Source organism: Enterobacter cloacae complex sp. I1M, from assembly GCF_014982425.1.
GTDB classification, from domain to species: Bacteria; Pseudomonadota; Gammaproteobacteria; order Enterobacterales; family Enterobacteriaceae; genus Enterobacter; species Enterobacter intestinihominis.
Map to the genome: position 1 here is coordinate 71,288 of NZ_JADCLG010000010.1, position 19,035 is coordinate 90,322.

The 19,035-nt window shown below is 56.6% G+C and carries 15 protein-coding genes; 10 read left to right on the forward strand and 5 right to left on the reverse strand.

The annotated features are described in order from the left end of the window. Positions 1-79 precede the first annotated feature (79 nt). Together aldA and INF86_RS05465 are read right to left on the reverse strand one after the other, a co-directional pair. Entirely contained in the window at positions 80-1,519 is a 1,440-nt protein-coding gene (gene aldA, locus INF86_RS05460) for an aldehyde dehydrogenase (RefSeq protein ID WP_022648058.1), read from the reverse strand. Between the two features lie 199 nt (positions 1,520-1,718). Beyond that, complete coding sequence (locus tag INF86_RS05465; RefSeq protein ID WP_022648057.1) at positions 1,719-2,513, reverse strand: YdcF family protein; 795 nt, start codon at positions 2,511-2,513, stop codon at positions 1,719-1,721. 391 nt (positions 2,514-2,904) lie between these two features. On the opposite strand from INF86_RS05465, the gene INF86_RS05470 reads away from it, so the two are divergent. The 5 genes from INF86_RS05470 (at position 2,905) to INF86_RS05490 (ending at position 9,250) form a co-directional block, all read left to right on the forward strand. Beyond that, positions 2,905-4,224 (forward strand): MFS transporter, encoded by a 1,320-nt coding sequence (locus INF86_RS05470; RefSeq protein ID WP_023300056.1) that lies wholly within the window; start codon positions 2,905-2,907, stop codon positions 4,222-4,224. A 158-nt stretch (positions 4,225-4,382) separates the two neighbouring features. After that, on the forward strand, positions 4,383-6,035 hold the full coding sequence (locus INF86_RS05475; protein ID WP_370552854.1) for an MFS transporter: 1,653 nt from the start codon (positions 4,383-4,385) through the stop codon (positions 6,033-6,035). Positions 6,036-6,057: 22 nt separating this feature from the next. Beyond that, a complete protein-coding gene (locus INF86_RS05480; protein ID WP_022648054.1) occupies positions 6,058-7,140 on the forward strand; it encodes an HlyD family secretion protein in 1,083 nt (360 codons plus the stop codon). Beyond that, entirely contained in the window at positions 7,137-8,516 is a 1,380-nt protein-coding gene (locus tag INF86_RS05485) for an efflux transporter outer membrane subunit (RefSeq protein WP_193543298.1), read from the forward strand. Before INF86_RS05480 ends, INF86_RS05485 begins: the two co-directional genes overlap by 4 nt. A 74-nt stretch (positions 8,517-8,590) precedes the next feature. Then, positions 8,591-9,250, forward strand: coding sequence for an O-methyltransferase (locus tag INF86_RS05490; protein ID WP_193543299.1), 660 nt, complete (start codon positions 8,591-8,593; stop codon positions 9,248-9,250). Between the two features lie 83 nt (positions 9,251-9,333). Here the strand turns inward: INF86_RS05490 and hrpA are convergent, their stop codons facing one another. Next, positions 9,334-13,236: an ATP-dependent RNA helicase HrpA gene (hrpA, locus tag INF86_RS05495; RefSeq protein ID WP_193543300.1), complete on the reverse strand. Its 3,903-nt coding sequence runs from the start codon at positions 13,234-13,236 to the stop codon at positions 9,334-9,336. A gap of 203 nt (positions 13,237-13,439) precedes the next feature. Here hrpA and azoR point away from each other — a divergent pair, with 203 nt between their 5' ends. Both azoR and INF86_RS05505 read left to right on the forward strand, forming a co-directional pair. Next, positions 13,440-14,045, forward strand: a complete 606-nt coding sequence (gene azoR, locus INF86_RS05500; RefSeq protein ID WP_022648050.1) for an FMN-dependent NADH-azoreductase — start codon at positions 13,440-13,442, stop codon at positions 14,043-14,045. An 89-nt stretch (positions 14,046-14,134) separates the two neighbouring features. Next, positions 14,135-14,821, forward strand: a complete 687-nt coding sequence (locus INF86_RS05505) for an RluA family pseudouridine synthase (RefSeq protein ID WP_193543301.1) — start codon at positions 14,135-14,137, stop codon at positions 14,819-14,821. Between the two features lie 7 nt (positions 14,822-14,828). On the opposite strand, the gene INF86_RS05510 is transcribed toward INF86_RS05505, so the two are convergent. Continuing rightward, entirely contained in the window at positions 14,829-15,368 is a 540-nt protein-coding gene (locus INF86_RS05510) for a DUF2058 domain-containing protein (protein ID WP_022648048.1), read from the reverse strand. A 168-nt stretch (positions 15,369-15,536) separates the two neighbouring features. On the opposite strand from INF86_RS05510, the gene INF86_RS05515 reads away from it, so the two are divergent. Next, positions 15,537-16,511, forward strand: a complete 975-nt coding sequence (locus tag INF86_RS05515; RefSeq protein ID WP_193543302.1) for a DUF1852 domain-containing protein — start codon at positions 15,537-15,539, stop codon at positions 16,509-16,511. 26 nt (positions 16,512-16,537) lie between these two features. After that, the gene (locus INF86_RS05520; RefSeq protein WP_193543303.1) at positions 16,538-17,566 is read left to right on the forward strand and encodes a methionine synthase; all 1,029 of its coding nucleotides are present in this window, start codon (positions 16,538-16,540) and stop codon (positions 17,564-17,566) included. Between the two features lie 3 nt (positions 17,567-17,569). Here the strand turns inward: INF86_RS05520 and INF86_RS05525 are convergent, their stop codons facing one another. Next, positions 17,570-18,502 (reverse strand): LysR family transcriptional regulator, encoded by a 933-nt coding sequence (locus tag INF86_RS05525; protein WP_193543304.1) that lies wholly within the window; start codon positions 18,500-18,502, stop codon positions 17,570-17,572. Positions 18,503-18,600: 98 nt separating this feature from the next. Here INF86_RS05525 and INF86_RS05530 point away from each other — a divergent pair, with 98 nt between their 5' ends. Further along, positions 18,601-19,035, forward strand: coding sequence for a DMT family transporter (locus INF86_RS05530; RefSeq protein ID WP_003857304.1), 435 nt, complete (start codon positions 18,601-18,603; stop codon positions 19,033-19,035).

Below are 19,035 nucleotides of genomic sequence, written 5' to 3' on the forward strand. Positions count from 1 at the left end.
CCCTCACCCTAACCCTCTCCCCAAAGGGGCGAGGGAACTGCTCCGTGCACACATTATCTCGCATGGAGGGGGCTCCAGATTACGACTGTAAATAGACTACCTGCGTCTGCAAATACTCATTCAGCCCGTGTTTGCCATCCGCCCCGCCGATCCCGGATTTCCGCCAGCCCGCATGGAAGCCCTGCATCGCTTCAAAGTTTTCACGGTTAATGTAGGTCTCGCCGAACTTAAGCCCTTTAATGGCTTTCATGGCGACATTCAGATCCTGCGTATATACAGACGAGGTTAAACCGTAGTCGCTGTCGTTGGCCATTTTCAGGGCCTCTTCCAGGGTGTCGAAAGCCACCACCGGCAACACCGGGCCAAAGGTCTCTTCGTGCATGATGGCCATGTCCTGATGTACGTCCAGCAGCAGCGTTGGGGGATAAAAATACCCTTTGCCCTCTGCCGCTTTACCGCCAAGGACCACTTTAGCCCCTTCCTGCACCGCGCGCGCCACCTTCTGCTCCACACGCTCCAGCGCGGCGGCGTTGATCAGTGGCCCCATGCCGATATCCGTTCGTTCAGCCGGATTGCCAAACTGGACGGCTTTCATTGCCTCGCCCAGACGATTCACAAAGCGGTCGTAGATCCCCTTCTGAACATAGACACGTTCCGCGCAGTTACACACCTGTCCGGTATTGATGACGCGTGAATCCACAATGGCCTTCACGGCCAGCTCGAGGTCGGCATCGTCCATCACGATGGCCGGGGCTTTACCACCCAGCTCCAGCCCCACTTTGGTGATGTTTTTCGCAGCCGCAGCCATGATCTTTTCACCCGCCCCGACGCTGCCGGTCATGCTGACCATCGCCACTTTCGGGTTCCCGGCCAGCTCCTGTCCGACGGTTTCACCGCGGCCCAGCACCAGGTTGAAGACGCCTTTCGGCAGGCCAATCTCGTCGACGATTTTGGCAAACGCAATGGCGTTGTTTGGGGTAAATTCGCTCGGTTTGATAACGATGGTGTTGCCGGTGATTAGCGCAGGAGCGAGCTTACGGGCAATCAGGAAGAAGGGAAAGTTCCACGGCAGAATGCCGGTGGTGACGCCAAGGGCGCGCTTAAACACCAGAATATTCTCGCCCGGACGGTCGCTCTGAATGATTTCCCCTTCATAACGGCGCGCCCACTCGGCCATATAGTCGATGTAGTCAGCTGTAAAGTTAACTTCCACTTCCGCCAGCTGCTGGATCTTGCCCCCTTCGGCCACAATCAGCGCGCTGATTTCGCTGACGCGCTCGCGGATCCCGGCGGAAATTTTGCGTAGCCAGCTGGCGCGTTCAATGGCAGGCAGCGCCTCCCAGCCAGCCTGCGCGCGCTCTGCCGCGTCAATGGCCTTGCGGGCGTCCTCGGCGGTGCCGTCGGGAATACGGGAAATGACCTCTTCCGTGGCCGGATTGATCACGTCAATCCAGGCATCACCCTGCCAGGCAACAAACTGTCCATCAATATACATAGGATGTTGTACGGGTACTGTCATAACCTGCTCCTGTAATCACACTGTTTTTAACAAGTAAACTTAATGTTAAAAACTATAATTACCGGGGCAATTGCCTACTCTATGAGTCTGTTTTTGTGAGATATCTCATAAAAGAAACGGGTCAGCCCGTTTCAAAAATCACAAATCGGCAACAAAGGCTGCCCGTTTGGGTAAAAGATGGCGCAAACGGGCAAGAGCATTACAGCAGAGAACGGCTCACCAGCGCGTCGGTGAGAATGACGTCGTTTCGCAGGATCTGCCACGCGGCGTCCACGTCGGCAGGGATATCGACATGGGCAATGAAATCACGTCCCGCCGGACCGTAGCCGTTGATGTCGTCCCTGAGTCGCGGAAATTCACCCAGCACCAGCGACAGGTAACGTTCTACCGGCCATAACCCCTCGACCGGGCCGCTGAACGCCAGACCGTCGTCACTGTTTTGCAGCACGGGCGTCAGGCCGGGATGACTCATCCATGCGGGCGATGCAGCCTCGTCGCGGCAAACGCGGGCAAACGTAGCCATTGTGCGACGCTGCATCGTCGGGTCCTGCACTACCAGCACCCGGGCGGCGTTCAGTCCGGACTGTTTCATCAACGCCCGGCTGAAGCGGGCGTTTTCGCCACAGTTGGTCGACTGATCCTCAACGTGAAGATGCTCAGCGGGAATGTTCCAGAATTCACGGGCGATGTCGGCCAGAATAGCCGCCTCAGCCCGCCCGGTGGTGGGTATCCTGTTATAGCGGGGGTGTTTCGCAATCGCGGCGTAGAGGAAGGTCGTCGAGTGACCGATCCCGCCGCTGATGATCAGAGGAACCCCCTGTTCAGCCGCGATTTTACAGGCAGCATCAATCGCGGGGATCACCGCGTTACCCGCCAGAATCACCAGATCAACGGGCTGGTTGTCCTGATAGTCGTCCTGAGCAAGCCACGCCCCAACGGTATTCACGGCGTCGAGGGTGGTGCCAGGCAGACAGGGGAAAAGTGCCATTGTCATCGTTACCTCCTTACAGCATTAATCTTTAGAGTACTTCACACAACGGGGATGAAAAGGAGATCACTCTGAAAGCCGAGGTGCTCATTACGCTGCATATTTGTCATTTTGATGAAATAACCAGAAACATCCAAAAACAATTGGGTTGCACCCTGAGTTTGTGCTTTTGATTATCTGCCCTTCAACACATCCTGCCACAACAGCGTGCTGAAAAAGCACCAGTTGCTGCTTAATCCATCGTGATCTGACCCGTTTTAGTTCTGGCTGACTTGCCAAACGTAACATCCAAACCTAAGTTGCTTAACAATTTCACAACCATTACACACCGACAGGTTGCACCTGAAGCGCGCCAGGTAACACCTCTATTATCATCCACGTGGCGGAGTTTTGAGTCATGACACAACATGAGAGCACGGCAACGGTATTGCGGAAAAACAAAAAGGTATTAATTGCCAGTCTTACGGGAAGTTCTATTGAATGGTTTGATTATTTTCTCTATGGCACCGCTGCCGCGCTGGTGTTTAACAAGATTTTCTTTCCGATGGTCGACCCGGTAATCGGGCTGATCCTCTCCTATCTCTCCTTCTCGTTGACCTTTTTTATTCGCCCCATTGGCGGCGTTCTCTTTGCACATATCGGGGATCGTATCGGTCGCAAAAAAACGCTTGTACTCACCCTTTCATTGATGGGAGGTGCAACCGTGATGATTGGCCTGTTGCCCACCTACGACATGATCGGGATGTGGGCGCCCGCGTTGCTGATCCTGATGCGTATTATTCAGGGGATGGGTATCGGCGGTGAATGGGGTGGCGCGCTGCTGCTGGCTTATGAGTATGCGCCAGAAAAACGCAAAGGCTTCTTCGGCAGTATTCCGCAGGCGGGCGTAACCATCGGCATGTTGATGGCGACATTTATCGTCTCGCTAATGACGCTGTTCAGCGAAGAGGATTTTCTCTCCTGGGGCTGGCGCATTCCGTTCCTGCTCAGTTCCGTGCTGGTAATATTGGGGCTTTGGATCCGGAAAGATATTGACGAAACGCCTGATTTCCAGAAAGTGAAAAAATCCGGCCAGGTTGCGAAAGCTCCGCTGCGCGACACCATAAAACACCACTGGCGTGAAGTGCTAATTGCCGCCGGGCTTAAGGTTGTGGAGACAGCACCGTTCTATATTTTCTCCACGTTTGTGGTGAGCTACGCCACTACCACCCTGACCTATCAGAAATCCCAGGCGCTGGAGGCAGTAACTCTTGGCGCACTGGTCGCCACTATCATGATCCCGCTGATGGGGCTGCTCTCCGACAGGGTTGGCCGCCAGCGTATGTACGCCGTCAGTGTCTTCGTGCTCGGCCTGTTTATCGTGCCCTGGTTTATGCTGCTGAATACCGGTACCACCTGGGGAATTGTGCTCGCGACCGTTATCGCTTTTGGCGTACTGTGGGCACCGGTAACGGCGGTTCTCGGCACGCTCTGCTCTGAAATTTTCAGTGCCAACGTTCGCTACACCGGTATCACGCTGGGTTATCAACTTGGGGCCGCGCTGGCGGGCGGAACGGCACCGCTAATAGCTACCGGACTGCTGGCGAAATACGACGGCGACTGGGTACCCGTGGCCTGGTATCTGGGCGTGACGGTCGCTATCTCCCTCATTGCAATTTTTTGTGCCAGCCGCATCAACCGTGAACGCCACCTTCAGGCGCAGCCGGAACAGCGATAATATTATTGCGGCTCCGTTCGCGAGCCGCACTTTTTCTTCATCATTCCCTCTACATTTGATTAACATACAATATTCGTATTCACTTGAATTATGATTTGCGTCAGCCGTAGAATCATTAGCCCGCTCACAATTCAACATTTTGAAAGGTAAACCCCGTTATGCGCCTGCCCCAACGCGATCCTTATGCTCCTCGCGAGTGGCAGCCACATGAGAAACCCGCTCTGCTGGGTTCCCCTTCCACCCCGGAACATCCGACGTCGAAACGGATCGCCTATGGCGTGGTCGGCCTGCTGGTGTGTCTGACCGGGGCGCTGGGTAACGCGGTCGTCACCGCCAATCTGCAAAATCTGCAAGGCACCTTCGGCGCCTGGTCGACTGAAATCGCCTGGCTGCCTGCCGTCTATGTCATGACCAACGTCTCAATCAACCTGCTGCTGGTGAAGTTTCGCCAGCAGTACGGTTTGCGCGCGTTTACGGAAGGCTTCCTGGTGCTGTATGTGCTGGTCACCTTTTTCCACCTGTTTGTGAACGATCTCAGCTCGGCGCTGATGGTAAGGGCGGCACACGGGATGGTCGCCGCCGCGCTCAGCTCGCTCGGCATTTATTACCAGATACAGGCCTGGCCCGCGAAGCACCGACTGAAGGCGCTGACCATCGGCATTACCGGTTCGTCGCTGGCGATACCGCTGGCGCGGCTGTTCTCCACCGAGCTGTTGCAGCTTGATGACTGGCGTGGGCTGTACTTCTTCGAGCTGGGTTTGGCCCTGATCTCACTGGCCTGCGTGATGGTGCTGAAACTGCCCCCGGGCGATCGACGCAAAGTTTTCGAGAAGAAAGATTTCATCACCTTCTTTTTGCTTGCGCCCGGTATGGCGCTGTTGTGCGCGGTTCTGTCGCTAGGGCGTCTGGAATGGTGGTTTGAAACACCGTGGATCGGCTGGGCGTTGGCTCTCTCGCTGGTGCTAATTGTCTGTGCAATCGTCTTTGAACATAACCGCAGCAACCCGCTGCTCAATACCCGCTGGCTGTCCAGCGGCAGCATCGTACGCCTGGGGTTGATTATGCTGCTGATCCGCATCGTACTGGCGGAACAGAACACCGGCGTCATCGGCTGGCTGCAATATGCGGGCCTACAGAATGAACAGATGACCCATCTGGCGTGGTCTATTTTCGCCGGAATCGTCTGCGGTATCGTCACCAGCTGTCTGACGATCAAACCCACTAAGCTGGCCTGGCCGATTATCACCTCGCTGGCGCTGATGATTGTTGCTTCGCTGCTGGACAGCCAATCCAACAACCTGACCCGGCCGGATCAACTGATGTTCAGCCAGTTCCTGCTTGGTTTCGGCAGCGCTTTCTTCCTCGCCCCTGCGATGCTGGCCGCCATTGGCGGGGTGATCGCCGATCCACGCAATCTGGTCAGCTTTTCCGTGATGTTTGGCATGAGTCAGAACCTTGGTGGCCTGCTGGGTTCTGCAATCCTTGGTACCTTCCAGACCTGGCGCGAGAAGTACCATTCCAGCCTGCTGGCTGACCAGCTCACCACCCTCAACCCGCTGGTGAACGAACGCATTCAGCTTTACACCCAGATGTATAAAAGCCTGGTTGGCGACAGTTCCCTGTTGGGAACCCAGGCCATTATTCAGCTACAGACGGTGACGACGCTTGAGGCAAACATTCTGGCTTACAACGATACTTATCTCCTGACGGCGAGCATTGCCACAGCCACGCTGGTCTGGATTTTATGGCGCTTGCTGCGCCTGCGCATCACCGCCCGTATGGCCCTTAAGAACGCCACTGGCAATAAGTAATGACTATTTTTCAGGAGAAGTTATGAGTCAGCAGGATGCCGCCAAAGAGCAGGCCAACACCCGCAAAAATGTACGCGTCGTTTCCATTTTCACCGCCGCGGCTATCGGCATTGTCGGGGTGCTGGTGATCCTTTATGCCTGGCAGTTGCCCCCGTTCACGCGTCATACCCAGTTTACTGATAACGCCTACGTGCGCGGCCAGACCACGTTCATCAGTCCGCAAGTCAACGGCTACATTACTGAGGTCCATGTTCAGGATTTTGTGCAGGTTAAAAAAGGCGACCTGCTGTTGCAGATTGATGACCGGATCTATCGCCAGCGCGTCCATCAGGCCGAGGCGCAGCTGGCAATGAAAATTGCTGCGCTGAACAACAACCTGCAACAGCGTAAAAGCGCGGAAGCGGTGATTGCCAAAAACGAAGCGGCACTGAAAAACGCCCGTGCCCAAAGTCTGAAAACCCAGGCGGATCTGAAACGCGTGAAGGATCTGACCGCAGACGGCTCCCTGTCCATTCGCGAGCGCGATGCGGCGCTGGCCAGTGCCGCCCAGGGGAGCGCCGATATCGACCAGGCGAAAGCAACGCTTGAGATGTCGCGCCAGGATCTACAAACGGTTATCGTCAATCGCGCTTCGCTGGAAGCGGACGTTCAAAATGCGAAAGCCGCGCTGGAGCTTGCGCAGATCGATCTGCAAAACACCCGCATTGTCGCGCCGCGTGACGGTCAGCTCGGGCAAATTGCGGTGCGTCTTGGAGCGTACGTCACCGCCGGGACGCACCTTACCACGCTGGTCCCGCCGCAGCACTGGGTGATCGCCAATATCAAAGAGACGCAGCTGGCGAATTTACGCGTCGGACAGCCAGTGAAATTCACCGTCGATGCCTTAAACGATAAAGCCTATCAGGGCCGCGTGGAGAGCATATCCCCGGCCACAGGCGTCGAGTTCAGCGCTATCACCCCGGATAACGCCACGGGCAACTTTGTTAAAATCGCCCAGCGCATCCCGGTACGCATTGAGGTACTCGGTGAGCCGGAGGCGTACCGGCTGCTGCGCCCTGGCATGTCGGTGCAGGTCACCATCGACACGCGGGAGGCGAAACAATGACGCTTCGCCCGATAGCCGGCCTGCTGATGATGGCTATCCTTGCGGGTTGCCAGTCGGTTGACGTTGAGCCCGCCAAATCGTCCCTGCACATCCCGGCCCAGTGGCGCGCGACGTCGGGGCCAACCAGCCCGACAGAGCAGCTCTGGTGGCGTAATTTCCACGACAGCAATCTGAATCACTATGTGGATCAGGCGCTGAAGAATAACAGCGACGTGCTGATTGCCCGCGAGCGGATTAACGAGTATCAGGCCCGGGTGTACGCTGCCGACGGCAGCCTGTTCCCGTCGCTTGACGCGGGCGTGACCGGGACGCGCGCGCGCTCGCAGTCCGCCGCAACAGGCCTTCCGGTATACGGTACGTTGTACAAAGGCAGCCTGACCGCCAGCTACGACGTGGATATCTGGGGGGTAAACCGCAGCACCTCCCGTGCCGCCGAAGCGTCGCTGGAGGCACAAAAGGCGGCGGCCGCGGCGGCAGATCTCACGGTCGCATCGTCGGTGGCCTCCGGGTACGTCACCCAGCTGTCGCTGGATGAACAGCTTCGCGTTACCCAGTCCACGCTGAAATCGCGTGAAGAGGCGTTCAATCTTGCTAAACGACAGTTTGAGACGGGATACAGCTCTCGCCTTGAGCTGATGCAATCGGATTCTGAGCTGCGCGCCACCCGCGCTCAGGTTCCACTGCTTCAGCACCAGATTGCGCAGCAGGAGAATGCGCTTAGCCTGCTGCTGGGCAGCAACCCGGGTAACGTTGCGCGCGGTGAAAGCTTTGATGCCCTGACGCCGCTGAAACTGCCCTCCCAGCTGCCGTCGACGTTACTGAACCGGCGTCCGGATATCGTCCAGGCTGAACGTCAGCTGATTGCGGCGGACGCGACGCTGGCGGCATCGCGCGCCAGCCTGCTGCCGTCGATCAACCTCACGGCCACAGGATCGGTGCAGGATCGCACGCTGTCGGGATTGCTGGATAACCCCCTCCAGCTCTGGAGCGTGGGCGGCAGTATTCTTGCGCCGCTGCTGAACCGACAGGCGCTGAATGCACAGGTGGATATCTCTCAGTCTCAGCGTAATCAGGCGTTGTACAGCTACGAAAAAACCGTACGTAATGCGTTTGCTGAGGTGAATGACAGCCTTGATGCCATCACCCGTTATCAGGAACAGCTTACCGAGCTGCTCGCTCAGCAGGCGGTCGCGCAGGAGACGCTGCGGATAGCGCAAAACCGCTACCGCAACGGGTACTCTTCTTATCTGGATGTGCTCGATGCACAGCGCACGCTGTTCTCGGTGCAGACCAGCGTGGTACAGGTGAAAAACAACCTGCTGCTGGCGCAAATTGATTTGTATAAAGCGCTGGGCGGCGGTTGGGTCAGTGCGTGAAAACATGCCGGGTGGCGGCTACGCTTTACCCGGCCTACATTTCGCCTCTGGCGATACCCCCAAGGAGTCAATCTATGCAACAGCAGTGGTGTTCAGTAGATAATTACATGATTTCGTCGCTTATTCCTGAAGATGAAATTCTCCAGAACGTCCTTGAAAACAACAAACGCGCCGGTTTACCCGAGCACGACGTTGCTGCAAATCAGGGGCAACTGCTGGCGCTGTTTGTCCGCATGACGCAGGCGCGTCGAATACTGGAAATCGGTACGCTGGGCGCGTATAGCTCAATCTGGATGGCGCGCGCCCTGCCGCCGGATGGAAAGCTGATTACGCTTGAAGCGGACCCGAAACATGCCGCTGTTGCACGCCAGAACATTCACCTTGCGGGACTCAGCGATCGTATCGAACTGATTACAGGCCCGGCGCTAAAGTCGCTCGAGAATTTCGGTGACGTCCCGCCCTTTGACCTGATCTTTATTGATGCCGATAAGCCAAACAATCCCGGCTACCTGGAGTGGGCGCTGCACTACTCTCGTCCCGGCACGGTAATAATCGGCGATAACGTGGTGCGCGACGGCGAGGTGGTTAACGGGCAAAGCGACGATGCACGCGTGCATGGGGTACGGAAATTTATCGAGATGACTGGAGATAACCCACGCTTAACCGCCACCGCGCTGCAAACGGTGGGTGTTAAGGGGTGGGATGGGTTTACGCTAGCGATGGTGGAACGATAAAAAAGCCGGGTGGCGGCTACGCCTTACCCGGCCTGCATGTTCTCCCGTAGGCCCGGTAAGCGCAGCGCCACCGGGCAATGGTTTTAGCCGGAGATCTGCTCCATCGCCTGCAAGATACGCTTATCCGAAATGGGATACGGCGTACCGAGCTGCTGGGCGAAGAAGCTGACGCGCAGCTCCTCGATCATCCAGCGGATCTCCCGCACATCGTCATCATCGCGACGCGCTGGCGGCAGTTTGTTGAGCCACTGCTGCCACGCCTGCTGCACGTTTTCGACTTTCAGCATCTGCGCTCGATCGCGATGCGGATCGACCGCCATTTTCTCCAGACGCTTCTCAATCGCCTGCAAATAACGCAGCGTATCACCCAGACGCTTAAAGCCGTTGCCGGTGACAAAGCCGCGATACACCAGCCCCGCCATCTGCGCCTTCACGTCCGACAGACCCAGGGCCATGGTCATATCCACCCGCCCCTTCAGGCGCTTGTTGATATTGAACACGGCGGTGAGGATCTGCTCGACCTGTTTGGCAATCTCCACCACGGTGTCGTTCAGCTCCGCGCGCACCTTTTCATGAAGCTGAGCAAAGCCCTCTTCCGTCCAGACCGGACCGCCCGCCTCGTGGATCAGTTTGTCCACACCGCAGGAGATGCAGTCGTCGATCAGATCCAGCACCTTACCGTACGGGTTAAAGTAGAGCCCCAGCTTGGCTTTGTTCGGCAGCTTCTCGTGCAGATACTTAATCGGCGACGGGATGTTAAGCAGCAGCAGGCGACGCAGCCCGCGCCACATCATCTGCTGTTGCTCCTGCGGATTGTCAAAGAGCTTAATCGCCACGCTGTCGCGCTCATCCACCAGCGCGGGCCAGGCTTTCACCTTGTAGTTCCCGCGCTTCTGCTCATAGCTTTCCGGAAGCTGACCAAAGCTCCAGATGTGCAGCCCGCTCTGCTCAATACCGTCATCGGCCACCGCAGAGAGCGTCTCCTGGACTTTACCTTTCAGCGCTTCTTTCAGCTCCGTCAGAGAACGGCCTTCGCGCAGCTTTTTGTTTTTATCGTCCACTACGCGGAATGTGATTTTCAGGTGATCGGGCACCTGATCCCAGTTCCAGTCGTCGCGGTCAATGGTGGTCCCGGTCATGCGTCGGAACTCACGCTCCAGTGCGTCCAGCAGCGGCAGTTCCAGCGGCGTGACGCGGCCTAAAAACGCTTCGGCGTAGTTCGGCGCCGGTACAAAGTTGCGCCGCACTGGTTTAGGCAGGGATTTGATTAATGCAATGACCAGTTCGCGGCGCAGGCCGGGAATTTGCCACTCAAACCCGCTCTCATCCACCTGGTTTAACAGCGGCAGCGGAATGTGCACCGTCACGCCATCGGCATCCGCGCCCGGCTCAAACTGATAGGTCAGACGCAGCTTCAGGTTGCCCTGATGCCAGAAGTTCGGGTAGTCGAGCTTGCTGACCGACTCCGCGCCCTCTTTGATCAGCATGCTCTTTTCAAAGTTGAGCAGGTCCGGGGTCTCTTTGCTGGCTTTCTTCCACCAGCTGTCGAAATGGCGCGCCGAGATCACATCGTGGCTGATGCGCTGGTCGTAAAACTCAAACAGCGTCTCGTCGTCCACCAGAATGTCGCGGCGGCGGGACTTGTGTTCAAGCTCTTCCACCTCGGCGCGCAGCTTCAGGTTTTCGCGGAAGAACGCATGGCGCGTCTGCCAGTCGCCTTCCACCAGCGCATGGCGGATAAACAGCTCGCGACTCAGCGCCGGGTCAATCTGGCTGTAGTTAACCTTACGCGCTGCAACCACCGGCAGGCCGTAAACGGTGACTTTTTCCGTCGCCATCACTGCGCCCTGCCCGCGCTCCCAGTGCGGCTCGCTGTACGAGCGTTTCAGCAGGTGCTGCGCCACCGGCTCAACCCACTCTGGATCGATACGCGCGGCGATACGCCCCCACAGACGGCTGGTTTCCACCAGCTCGGCGACCATGGTCCACTTCGGCGGCTTCTTGAACAAACCGGAGCCCGGGAAGATGGAGAAACGCGCGTTGCGTGCGCCGGTAAATTCCTGTTTATCCGCATCCTTCATCCCGATATGGGACAGCAGGCCGGTCAACAGGGCAATATGAATTTCGCGGTACTCCGCCGGTTCACTGTTCACCGGGATGCCCAGCTCTTTCACCACCTGGCGCAGTTGGGTGTAGATATCCTGCCATTCGCGCACGCGCAGGTAGTTGAGGAAATCCACCCGGCACTGACGGCGGAACTGATTCGAAGAGAGCGCTTTTTGCTGCTCGCCGAGGTAGTTCCACAGGTTGACGAATGCGAGGAAATCGGACTCTTTATCGTGGAAGCGACGGTGTTTTTCATCCGACGCCTGCTGTTTGTCCATCGGACGCTCGCGCGGATCCTGAATTGAGAGCGCCGAGGTGATGATCATCGCCTCGCGCACGCAGCCGTGTTTTTGCGCCTCCAGCACCATGCGCGCCAGCCGCGGGTCGACCGGCAGCTGGCTAAGCTGGCGGCCCAACGGCGTTAGCTTGTAGGCCGTCGCCTGCTCGTCGGTAGTAATGGCCCCCAGCTCTTCCAGCAGCCGCACCCCGTCCTGAATATTGCGCTTATCCGGCGCTTCCACAAACGGGAAGGCGGCGATATCGCCCAGCCCCAGCGCGGTCATTTGCAGGATAACGGATGCCAGGTTGGTTCGCAGGATCTCCGGATCGGTAAACTCCGGGCGCGAAAGGAAATCGTCTTCCGAATAGAGACGAATACAGATCCCTTCCGACACGCGGCCGCAGCGGCCCTTACGCTGATTAGCTGACGCCTGCGAAACCGGCTCGATCGGCAGACGCTGAACTTTGGTTCTGTAGCTGTAGCGGCTGATGCGCGCCGTACCCGGGTCGATCACGTATTTAATGCCCGGTACGGTCAGCGAGGTTTCGGCCACGTTGGTCGCCAGCACGATGCGGCGCCCGCTGTGCGGCTGGAACACGCGGTTCTGCTCGCTGTTGGACAGGCGCGCGTACAGCGGCAGGATCTCGGTATGGCGCAGATCGCGCTTGCTGAGCGCATCGGCGGTATCGCGGATCTCACGCTCGCCGCTCATGAAGATCAGAATGTCGCCAGAACTCTCGTTGCCCAGCTCGTCGACGGCATCGAAGATGGCCTGAAGCTGGTCGCGCTCGGTATCGTCCGCCTCTTCAACAATCGGGCGATAGCGCACTTCAACCGGGTAGGTTCGGCCTGAGACTTCAATGATCGGCGCATTGTTGAAATGTTTTGAGAAACGCTCCGGGTCGATGGTCGCGGAGGTGATGATGATTTTCAGATCCGGACGCCGGGGCAGCAGCTCTTTCAGGTAGCCGAGCAGGAAGTCGATGTTCAGGCTGCGCTCGTGCGCTTCATCGATGATGATGGTGTCGTACTGCATCAGCAGACGATCCTGCTGGATTTCCGCCAGCAGGATACCGTCGGTCATCAGCTTAACCATGGTGTTATCGCTGACGTGGTCGCTGAATCGCACCTTGTAGCCGATGCAACCGCCCGGCTCCGTTTGCAGCTCGTCGGCAATACGGTTCGCCACGGTGCGCGCCGCCAGACGACGCGGCTGGGTGTGACCGATCAACCCTTTCACCCCGCGGCCTAATTCCATGCAGATCTTCGGCAGCTGAGTGGTTTTACCTGAACCGGTTTCCCCCGCGACGATCACCACCTGGTGGTCGCGCACGGCCTCAAGAATGTCCTGTTTTTTCTGGCTGACGGGCAGGTTTTCCGGATAGGTAATCTCCGGGCGTGCGGCTTCACGCAGCACAACTTTCCCTGCCGCCTGTTCAATCTCTTTGGCCATCTCCTGGTAAATGGCCTGTTGTGCATCAGGATTTTTAACCTTCTTAACGCCGTGCAGACGGCGCGCAAACCGCTGTTTATCGCGCAGCATCAGCGAATCAAGCTGTTGCATCAGCACCGGGAAGGATAATTTCTGTTGTTCTGTCATAGCGTTAACGGGCAGTGCACTGCCGGATAAAATCTCTTTTTAATGATTGCTATAGAGTACCACATCAGTGCTTTTCGCGCCTTATTCAAAAAATTCGAACATAGGCTTCGATATATTGCGCTATCCCTGTGGCAGGATTGTGAATAAAGTGTCAACAAGCAACGGGGCAACCCCCTCAATCAAATACAAAACAGGAAATTCCCATGAGCAAAGTATTAGTGTTGAAATCCAGTATTCTGGCAGGGTATTCACAGTCTGGTCAGCTGGCAGACTATTTCGTTGAACAGTGGCGTGAACAGCACAGCGCGGATGAAATCACCGTGCGTGACCTGGCAGCAAACCCGATTCCTGTGCTGGACGGCGAGCTGGTTGGCGCGCTGCGTCCGAGCGATGCGCCTCTCACCCCACGTCAGCAGGAAGCCCTGGCGCTCTCCGACGAGCTGATTGCTGAGTTGCAGGCCCACGACGTTATCGTGATCAACGCCCCAATGTATAACTTCAACATTCCTACGCAGTTGAAGAACTACTTCGACCTGGTGGCGCGCGCTGGCGTAACCTTCCGTTACACCGAGAACGGCCCGGAAGGTCTGGTGAAAGGTAAACGCGCTATCGTCCTGACCAGCCGCGGCGGTATTCACAAAGATACCCCTACCGATCTGGTCGCACCGTACATGACGTTGTTCCTGGGCTTCATCGGCATTACCGACGTGAACTTCGTGTTCGCTGAAGGTATCGCTTACGGCCCGGAAGTGGCCACCAAAGCGCAGACCGACGCGAAAGCCGCTATCGACAGCCTGGTCGCAGCCTAAATTTTCCCCCTCTCACCGCCCGGTGGGAGGGTTTTTCTTTCCCCCGTATTTCGTTATCATCCGCACCCACTCTCCAGCCCGGCGGCCTGATGTCTGTCATAATCGATACGTTTATTGCACCACCCTGTCACGACTACATTGAGATCCTCTGGCAGGACGAGCATCTGCTGCTGATCAACAAACCCTCTGGTCTGCTCAGCCTGTCCGGGAAAAATCCGCAAAACCGCGATTCCGTCCACCACCGTCTGGTGCAAACCTTTCCCGGCTGCACGCTGGTGCATCGTCTTGATTTTGGCACTTCGGGCCTGATGGTGATTGCACGTAACAAAGCGATTAACGCCGCGCTTTGCCACCAGTTCAGCCAGCGCGCCGTGACCAAGGTTTACACCGCCCTGTTGTGCGGACATGTGGAACAGGACGAAGGGACCGTGGATGCCCCGATTGCCAAAGATCCGGCGCTGTTTCCGCTGATGACGATCTGTGCCCGCACCGGTAAGCCCGCTCGCTCCCGCTATCGGGTGATGGAACGTATTTACCAGGATACGACAATGCCGTTGACGCGGGTTGAGCTTACCCCGGAGACCGGGCGCACCCACCAGCTGCGCATTCACTGCCAGCAGTTAGGCCACCCTATTTTGGGGTGCGATCTGTATGGGGGTCTGGAATGGCCGGGGGCGGAAGAAACGCCCCGGCTGATGCTGCATGCAAGCGTTCTGAGTTTTATTCATCCGCTGAGCGGCGAGACCATGAATGCCCGTCACGCCGCGCCATTCTGAACGAGGTTTACCACATTAAATCGTCAGGGATTTTGAAGTCTGCGTACGGATCGTCTTCGTCCTGCTCTTCCTGACTCAGCGCGCTGTTTAGCACAATGCTGTCCGCATCGCGCTGGGCAATTTTATCCGCCACCACCGCCGGGATAATCGCGTAATCACAGTCGCCATTCGCGTTAATCACCAGTCGGGCAATCGCCAGACGACCGTTGATCAGCTGGGTTTGCGTCTGCTTATCGACGTCGATTTTTTTGATCAGGCTGCCATCGGTAAAGTTAAAGGTAATGTTGCCCTTCGCCACGGTGATGCGGTTCATCTCAATCAGCTGCTTCACCTGCGCTCTGAACTCTTTTGCCAGCACCGCCTGTTTTTGCTGTTCGCTCAGCTGCTTATCACGCTCCAGCTGGGCTTTCTTGTTCTCTTCAACAGCCTCTCTCGCCTCGCGAGCCTGTACGCGGGATTTTTTCGCCGTGCGCTGAACCTTCGCCATCTTTTTACTGCTGACTAAGCCCGCTTTCAGCATCTGCTCTTGTAGGGTGAGTTTTGTCATGATCGTTTAAACCGGTTGGAAATGTCGGGGGATTATACCTGAATCGCGCAGTTCATGAAGAACCCTCATGACGCAGTGAAATTAAGTCACTTCCCCTGCGCCAGTGGCTCAGGCATAAATTATGCATTGATAACGTTTAGGCAACATGAACTTAGGATGCATAACCAAATGAGTCAGGCTTTCATATTTACCCTTAAGCGCAGTTGCTTTGATGAAAATTATAACCCGTCAGAAAACACGCGTACCACCACCAACTTCGCCAACCTGGCGCGTGGCGAGAAGCGTCAGGAGAACCTGCGCAATACGCTGGTGATGATCAACAACCGCTTTAACGCGCTGGCGAGCTGGGATAACCCGAAAGCCGACCGCTATGCCGTCGAGCTGGAGATTATTTCAGTCGATATGAATATCGGCGGCGATTTTACTTTCCCGGCCATCGAAATTCTGCAAACGACGATCGTGGATAAAAAGACCCACGAGCGCATCGAAGGCATCGTCGGGAATAACTTCTCATCCTATGTTCGTGACTATGATTTCAGCGTCCTGCTGCTGGAGCATAATAAAGATCAGCCCCGTTTTACCCTCCCCGAGAATTTTGGCGAGCTGCACGGCAATATCTTTAAAAGCTTCATTCATTCTGCGGAATATCAGGCGAACTTTAAAAAAGCGCCGGTGATCTGCCTGAGCGTCTCCAGCAAAGACACCTATCGTTGTACCGGTAACCACCACCCGGTGCTGGGGTATGAGTACCAGCCGGACGGCGAGTCGCTAACGGAACAGTACTTCGCGAAGATGGGCCTCAAGGTTCGCTATTTCATGCCGGAAAACAGCGTCGCGCCATTTGCCTTCTTCTTCACCGGCGATTTACTGCGTGATTACACCAATCTGGAACTGATCGGCACCATCAGCACCATGGAGACGTTCCAGAAGATCTATCGACCAGAAATTTACAATGCCAATTCCGCTGCGGGACAGTGCTATCAGCCCGACCTGAATCAGCAGGATCACTCATTAACAAAAATCGTCTATGACCGTGAAGAGCGCAGCCGGCTGGCCATTGAACAGGGTAAATATACCGAAGAGCGGTTCATCAAACCCTATAAAACCCTTCTTGAGCAGTGGTCTCATCACTTCACGCTTTAATTTAATACGAATAAAAGGTTCTTCTTATGAAAACATTGCTCCCGACATCGACGGCTGGCAGCCTGCCGAAACCCACCTGGCTTGCGCAGCCGGAAACGCTCTGGTCGCCGTGGAAACTCCAGGACGAGGAATTACTGGCAGGGAAACAGGATGCGCTGCGTTTGTCTCTGGATGAACAGATTTGCGCCGGGATTGATATCGTCAGCGACGGGGAACAAACCCGCCAGCATTTCGTCACCACCTTTATTGAACATCTCAGCGGCGTGGATTTTGAAAATCGTCAGACGGTGCGGATCCGTAACCGTTACGATGCGAGCGTGCCGACCGTGGTAGACGCGGTGGCGCGCCAGAAACCGGTGTTTGTAGACGATGCGAAATACCTGCGCCAGCTGACGGACAAGCCGATCAAGTGGGCGCTGCCCGGCCCGATGACCATGATCGACACGCTATACGATGCTCACTATAAAAGCCGCGAAAAGCTGGCCTGGGAGTTCGCTAAAATTCTCAATCAGGAAGCCCGCGAGCTGGAAGCGGCCGGCGTTGACATTATTCAGTTCGACGAACCTGCTTTTAACGTCTTTTTCGACGAAGTGAATGACTGGGGCATCGCCGCGCTGGAGCGCGCCATTGAAGGGCTGAAATGCGAAACCGCAGTACATATCTGCTACGGGTACGGCATCAAAGCCAATACGGACTGGAAAAAAACGCTCGGCTCCGAGTGGCGCCAGTATGAAGAGGCGTTTCCAAAGTTGCAGACCTCAAAGATCGATATCATCTCGCTGGAGTGCCACAACTCGCGCGTGCCGATGGATCTGCTGGAGCTGATCCGCGGTAAAAAAGTGATGGTCGGGGCAATTGATGTTGCCACCCAGACCATCGAAACGCCGGAAGAGGTCGCCGATACGCTACGCAAGGCGTTGCAGTTTGTGGATGCAGACAAGCTCTATCCGTCCACCAACTGCGGCATGGCTCCCCTTTCCCGCCAGGTCGCCAACGGTAAGCTGAAGGCATTAAGCGCCGGGGCTAACATTATCCGTCGCGAGCTTGCCCGCTAACCTTCAGGTTTGCCAGTACAGCGGCGTACCGAACCGCTCAATATAGTAGTCAATCACCGCCCTGACGTTCAGGGGCGGATGACGCGCGTTCGGGTAAATCGCCGCAATCGTCAGTGGCTCCGTATTAATTGAACACTCCATTTCCGGCAGCAGTGCCACCAGCTCACCGCTTTTGAGCCGTTCGCTCACCATCCAGTCCGGGAAAAGCACAACGCCCATGCCGCCCAGCGCCGCAATCAGGAGCGTTTCCGCGTTATTGGAAGTCATCAGCGGTACGATGGGATAGTGAACCCACGCCTCGCCCGGCTGCCGGATCAGCCAGCGGTTAGGCCCGGACGAGCCGCGGTAAACCAGACAGTGGTGACGACTGAGATCGTCCGGCCCCTCGGGCGCGCCATGTTTTTGCAGATAGTCCGGCGAGGCCGCCAGATGGTAGAACTGCTGACCGAACACCCGGGCGTGAAACGAGGAGTCCGTCAGCGCGCCGATGCGGAAGATAACGTCCGCGGCGTCGCGGTGCGGATCGATAAAATCGTCGGTGAGGGTCAGTTCAATGGAGAGACGAGGATAACGCTCCAGAAGCCCCGGCAGGCCCGGCGCGATGTGCCGTTGTCCGAAAAAGACCGGGCCATTGATACGCAGCGTGCCCGACGGCTCGCGGGCGCGTTCATCCAGCTCGCGTCGCGCATCCTCCAGATTTCCGGCCATCGCCCGGGCATAGCGCACAAAAAGATGCCCGCTCTCTGTGGGCATAATCGCCCGCGTGTTGCGGTAGAAAAGCTGTTGCCCGAGGGCGTCCTCAAGCTGGTGGATCACGCGGGAAACCTGCGACGCAGAAATCCCTTCCCGCCTCGCCACCACGGAAAAATTCTGCGTTTCATAAACGTCGATGAAGATCAGCAGCGCGCGAACGCTGATATGTCCGGCATCCATCATTAATGCATTTCCTGCACAGGTGTTTCCTGCATTATGGCATTTTTCTCAATGATGTTCAGACGTAATCTTCTCCGCCTGGAAAAAGGAGAAAAAGCGTTATGCACATTATTTTAATTTTACTGGTGATTGCCGGCGGCATGGGGTTGTCCGTGGAAGCCGGGCTGCTGGGGCCGCTGGGCGCGGAGGTGGGCGACCTGTGGGCGGCGTTCAGCATATTTAGCGTGGGAACCGGGCTGACGTTTCTGCTGATGCTGTTTTTCAGCCCCCGCAACAGTCCCTCATTTTTTGCGCAGCCGTCATGGCACCTGCTGGGCGGCGTGCTCGGCCCGGTCTACGTCATCATTCTCACCATTGCCACGCCAGCGATCGGTATTGCTATGACGATGATCGGCATTCTGGCAGGCCAGGTCTTTAAAAGCCTGATTATTGACCACTATGGCCTGCTGGGTACGCCGCACCGCAGGATTGATACAAAACGCATTATTGCGCTGGGATTTATCATCGCCGCGCTCATTCTCGTGGCGCAGGGGTAA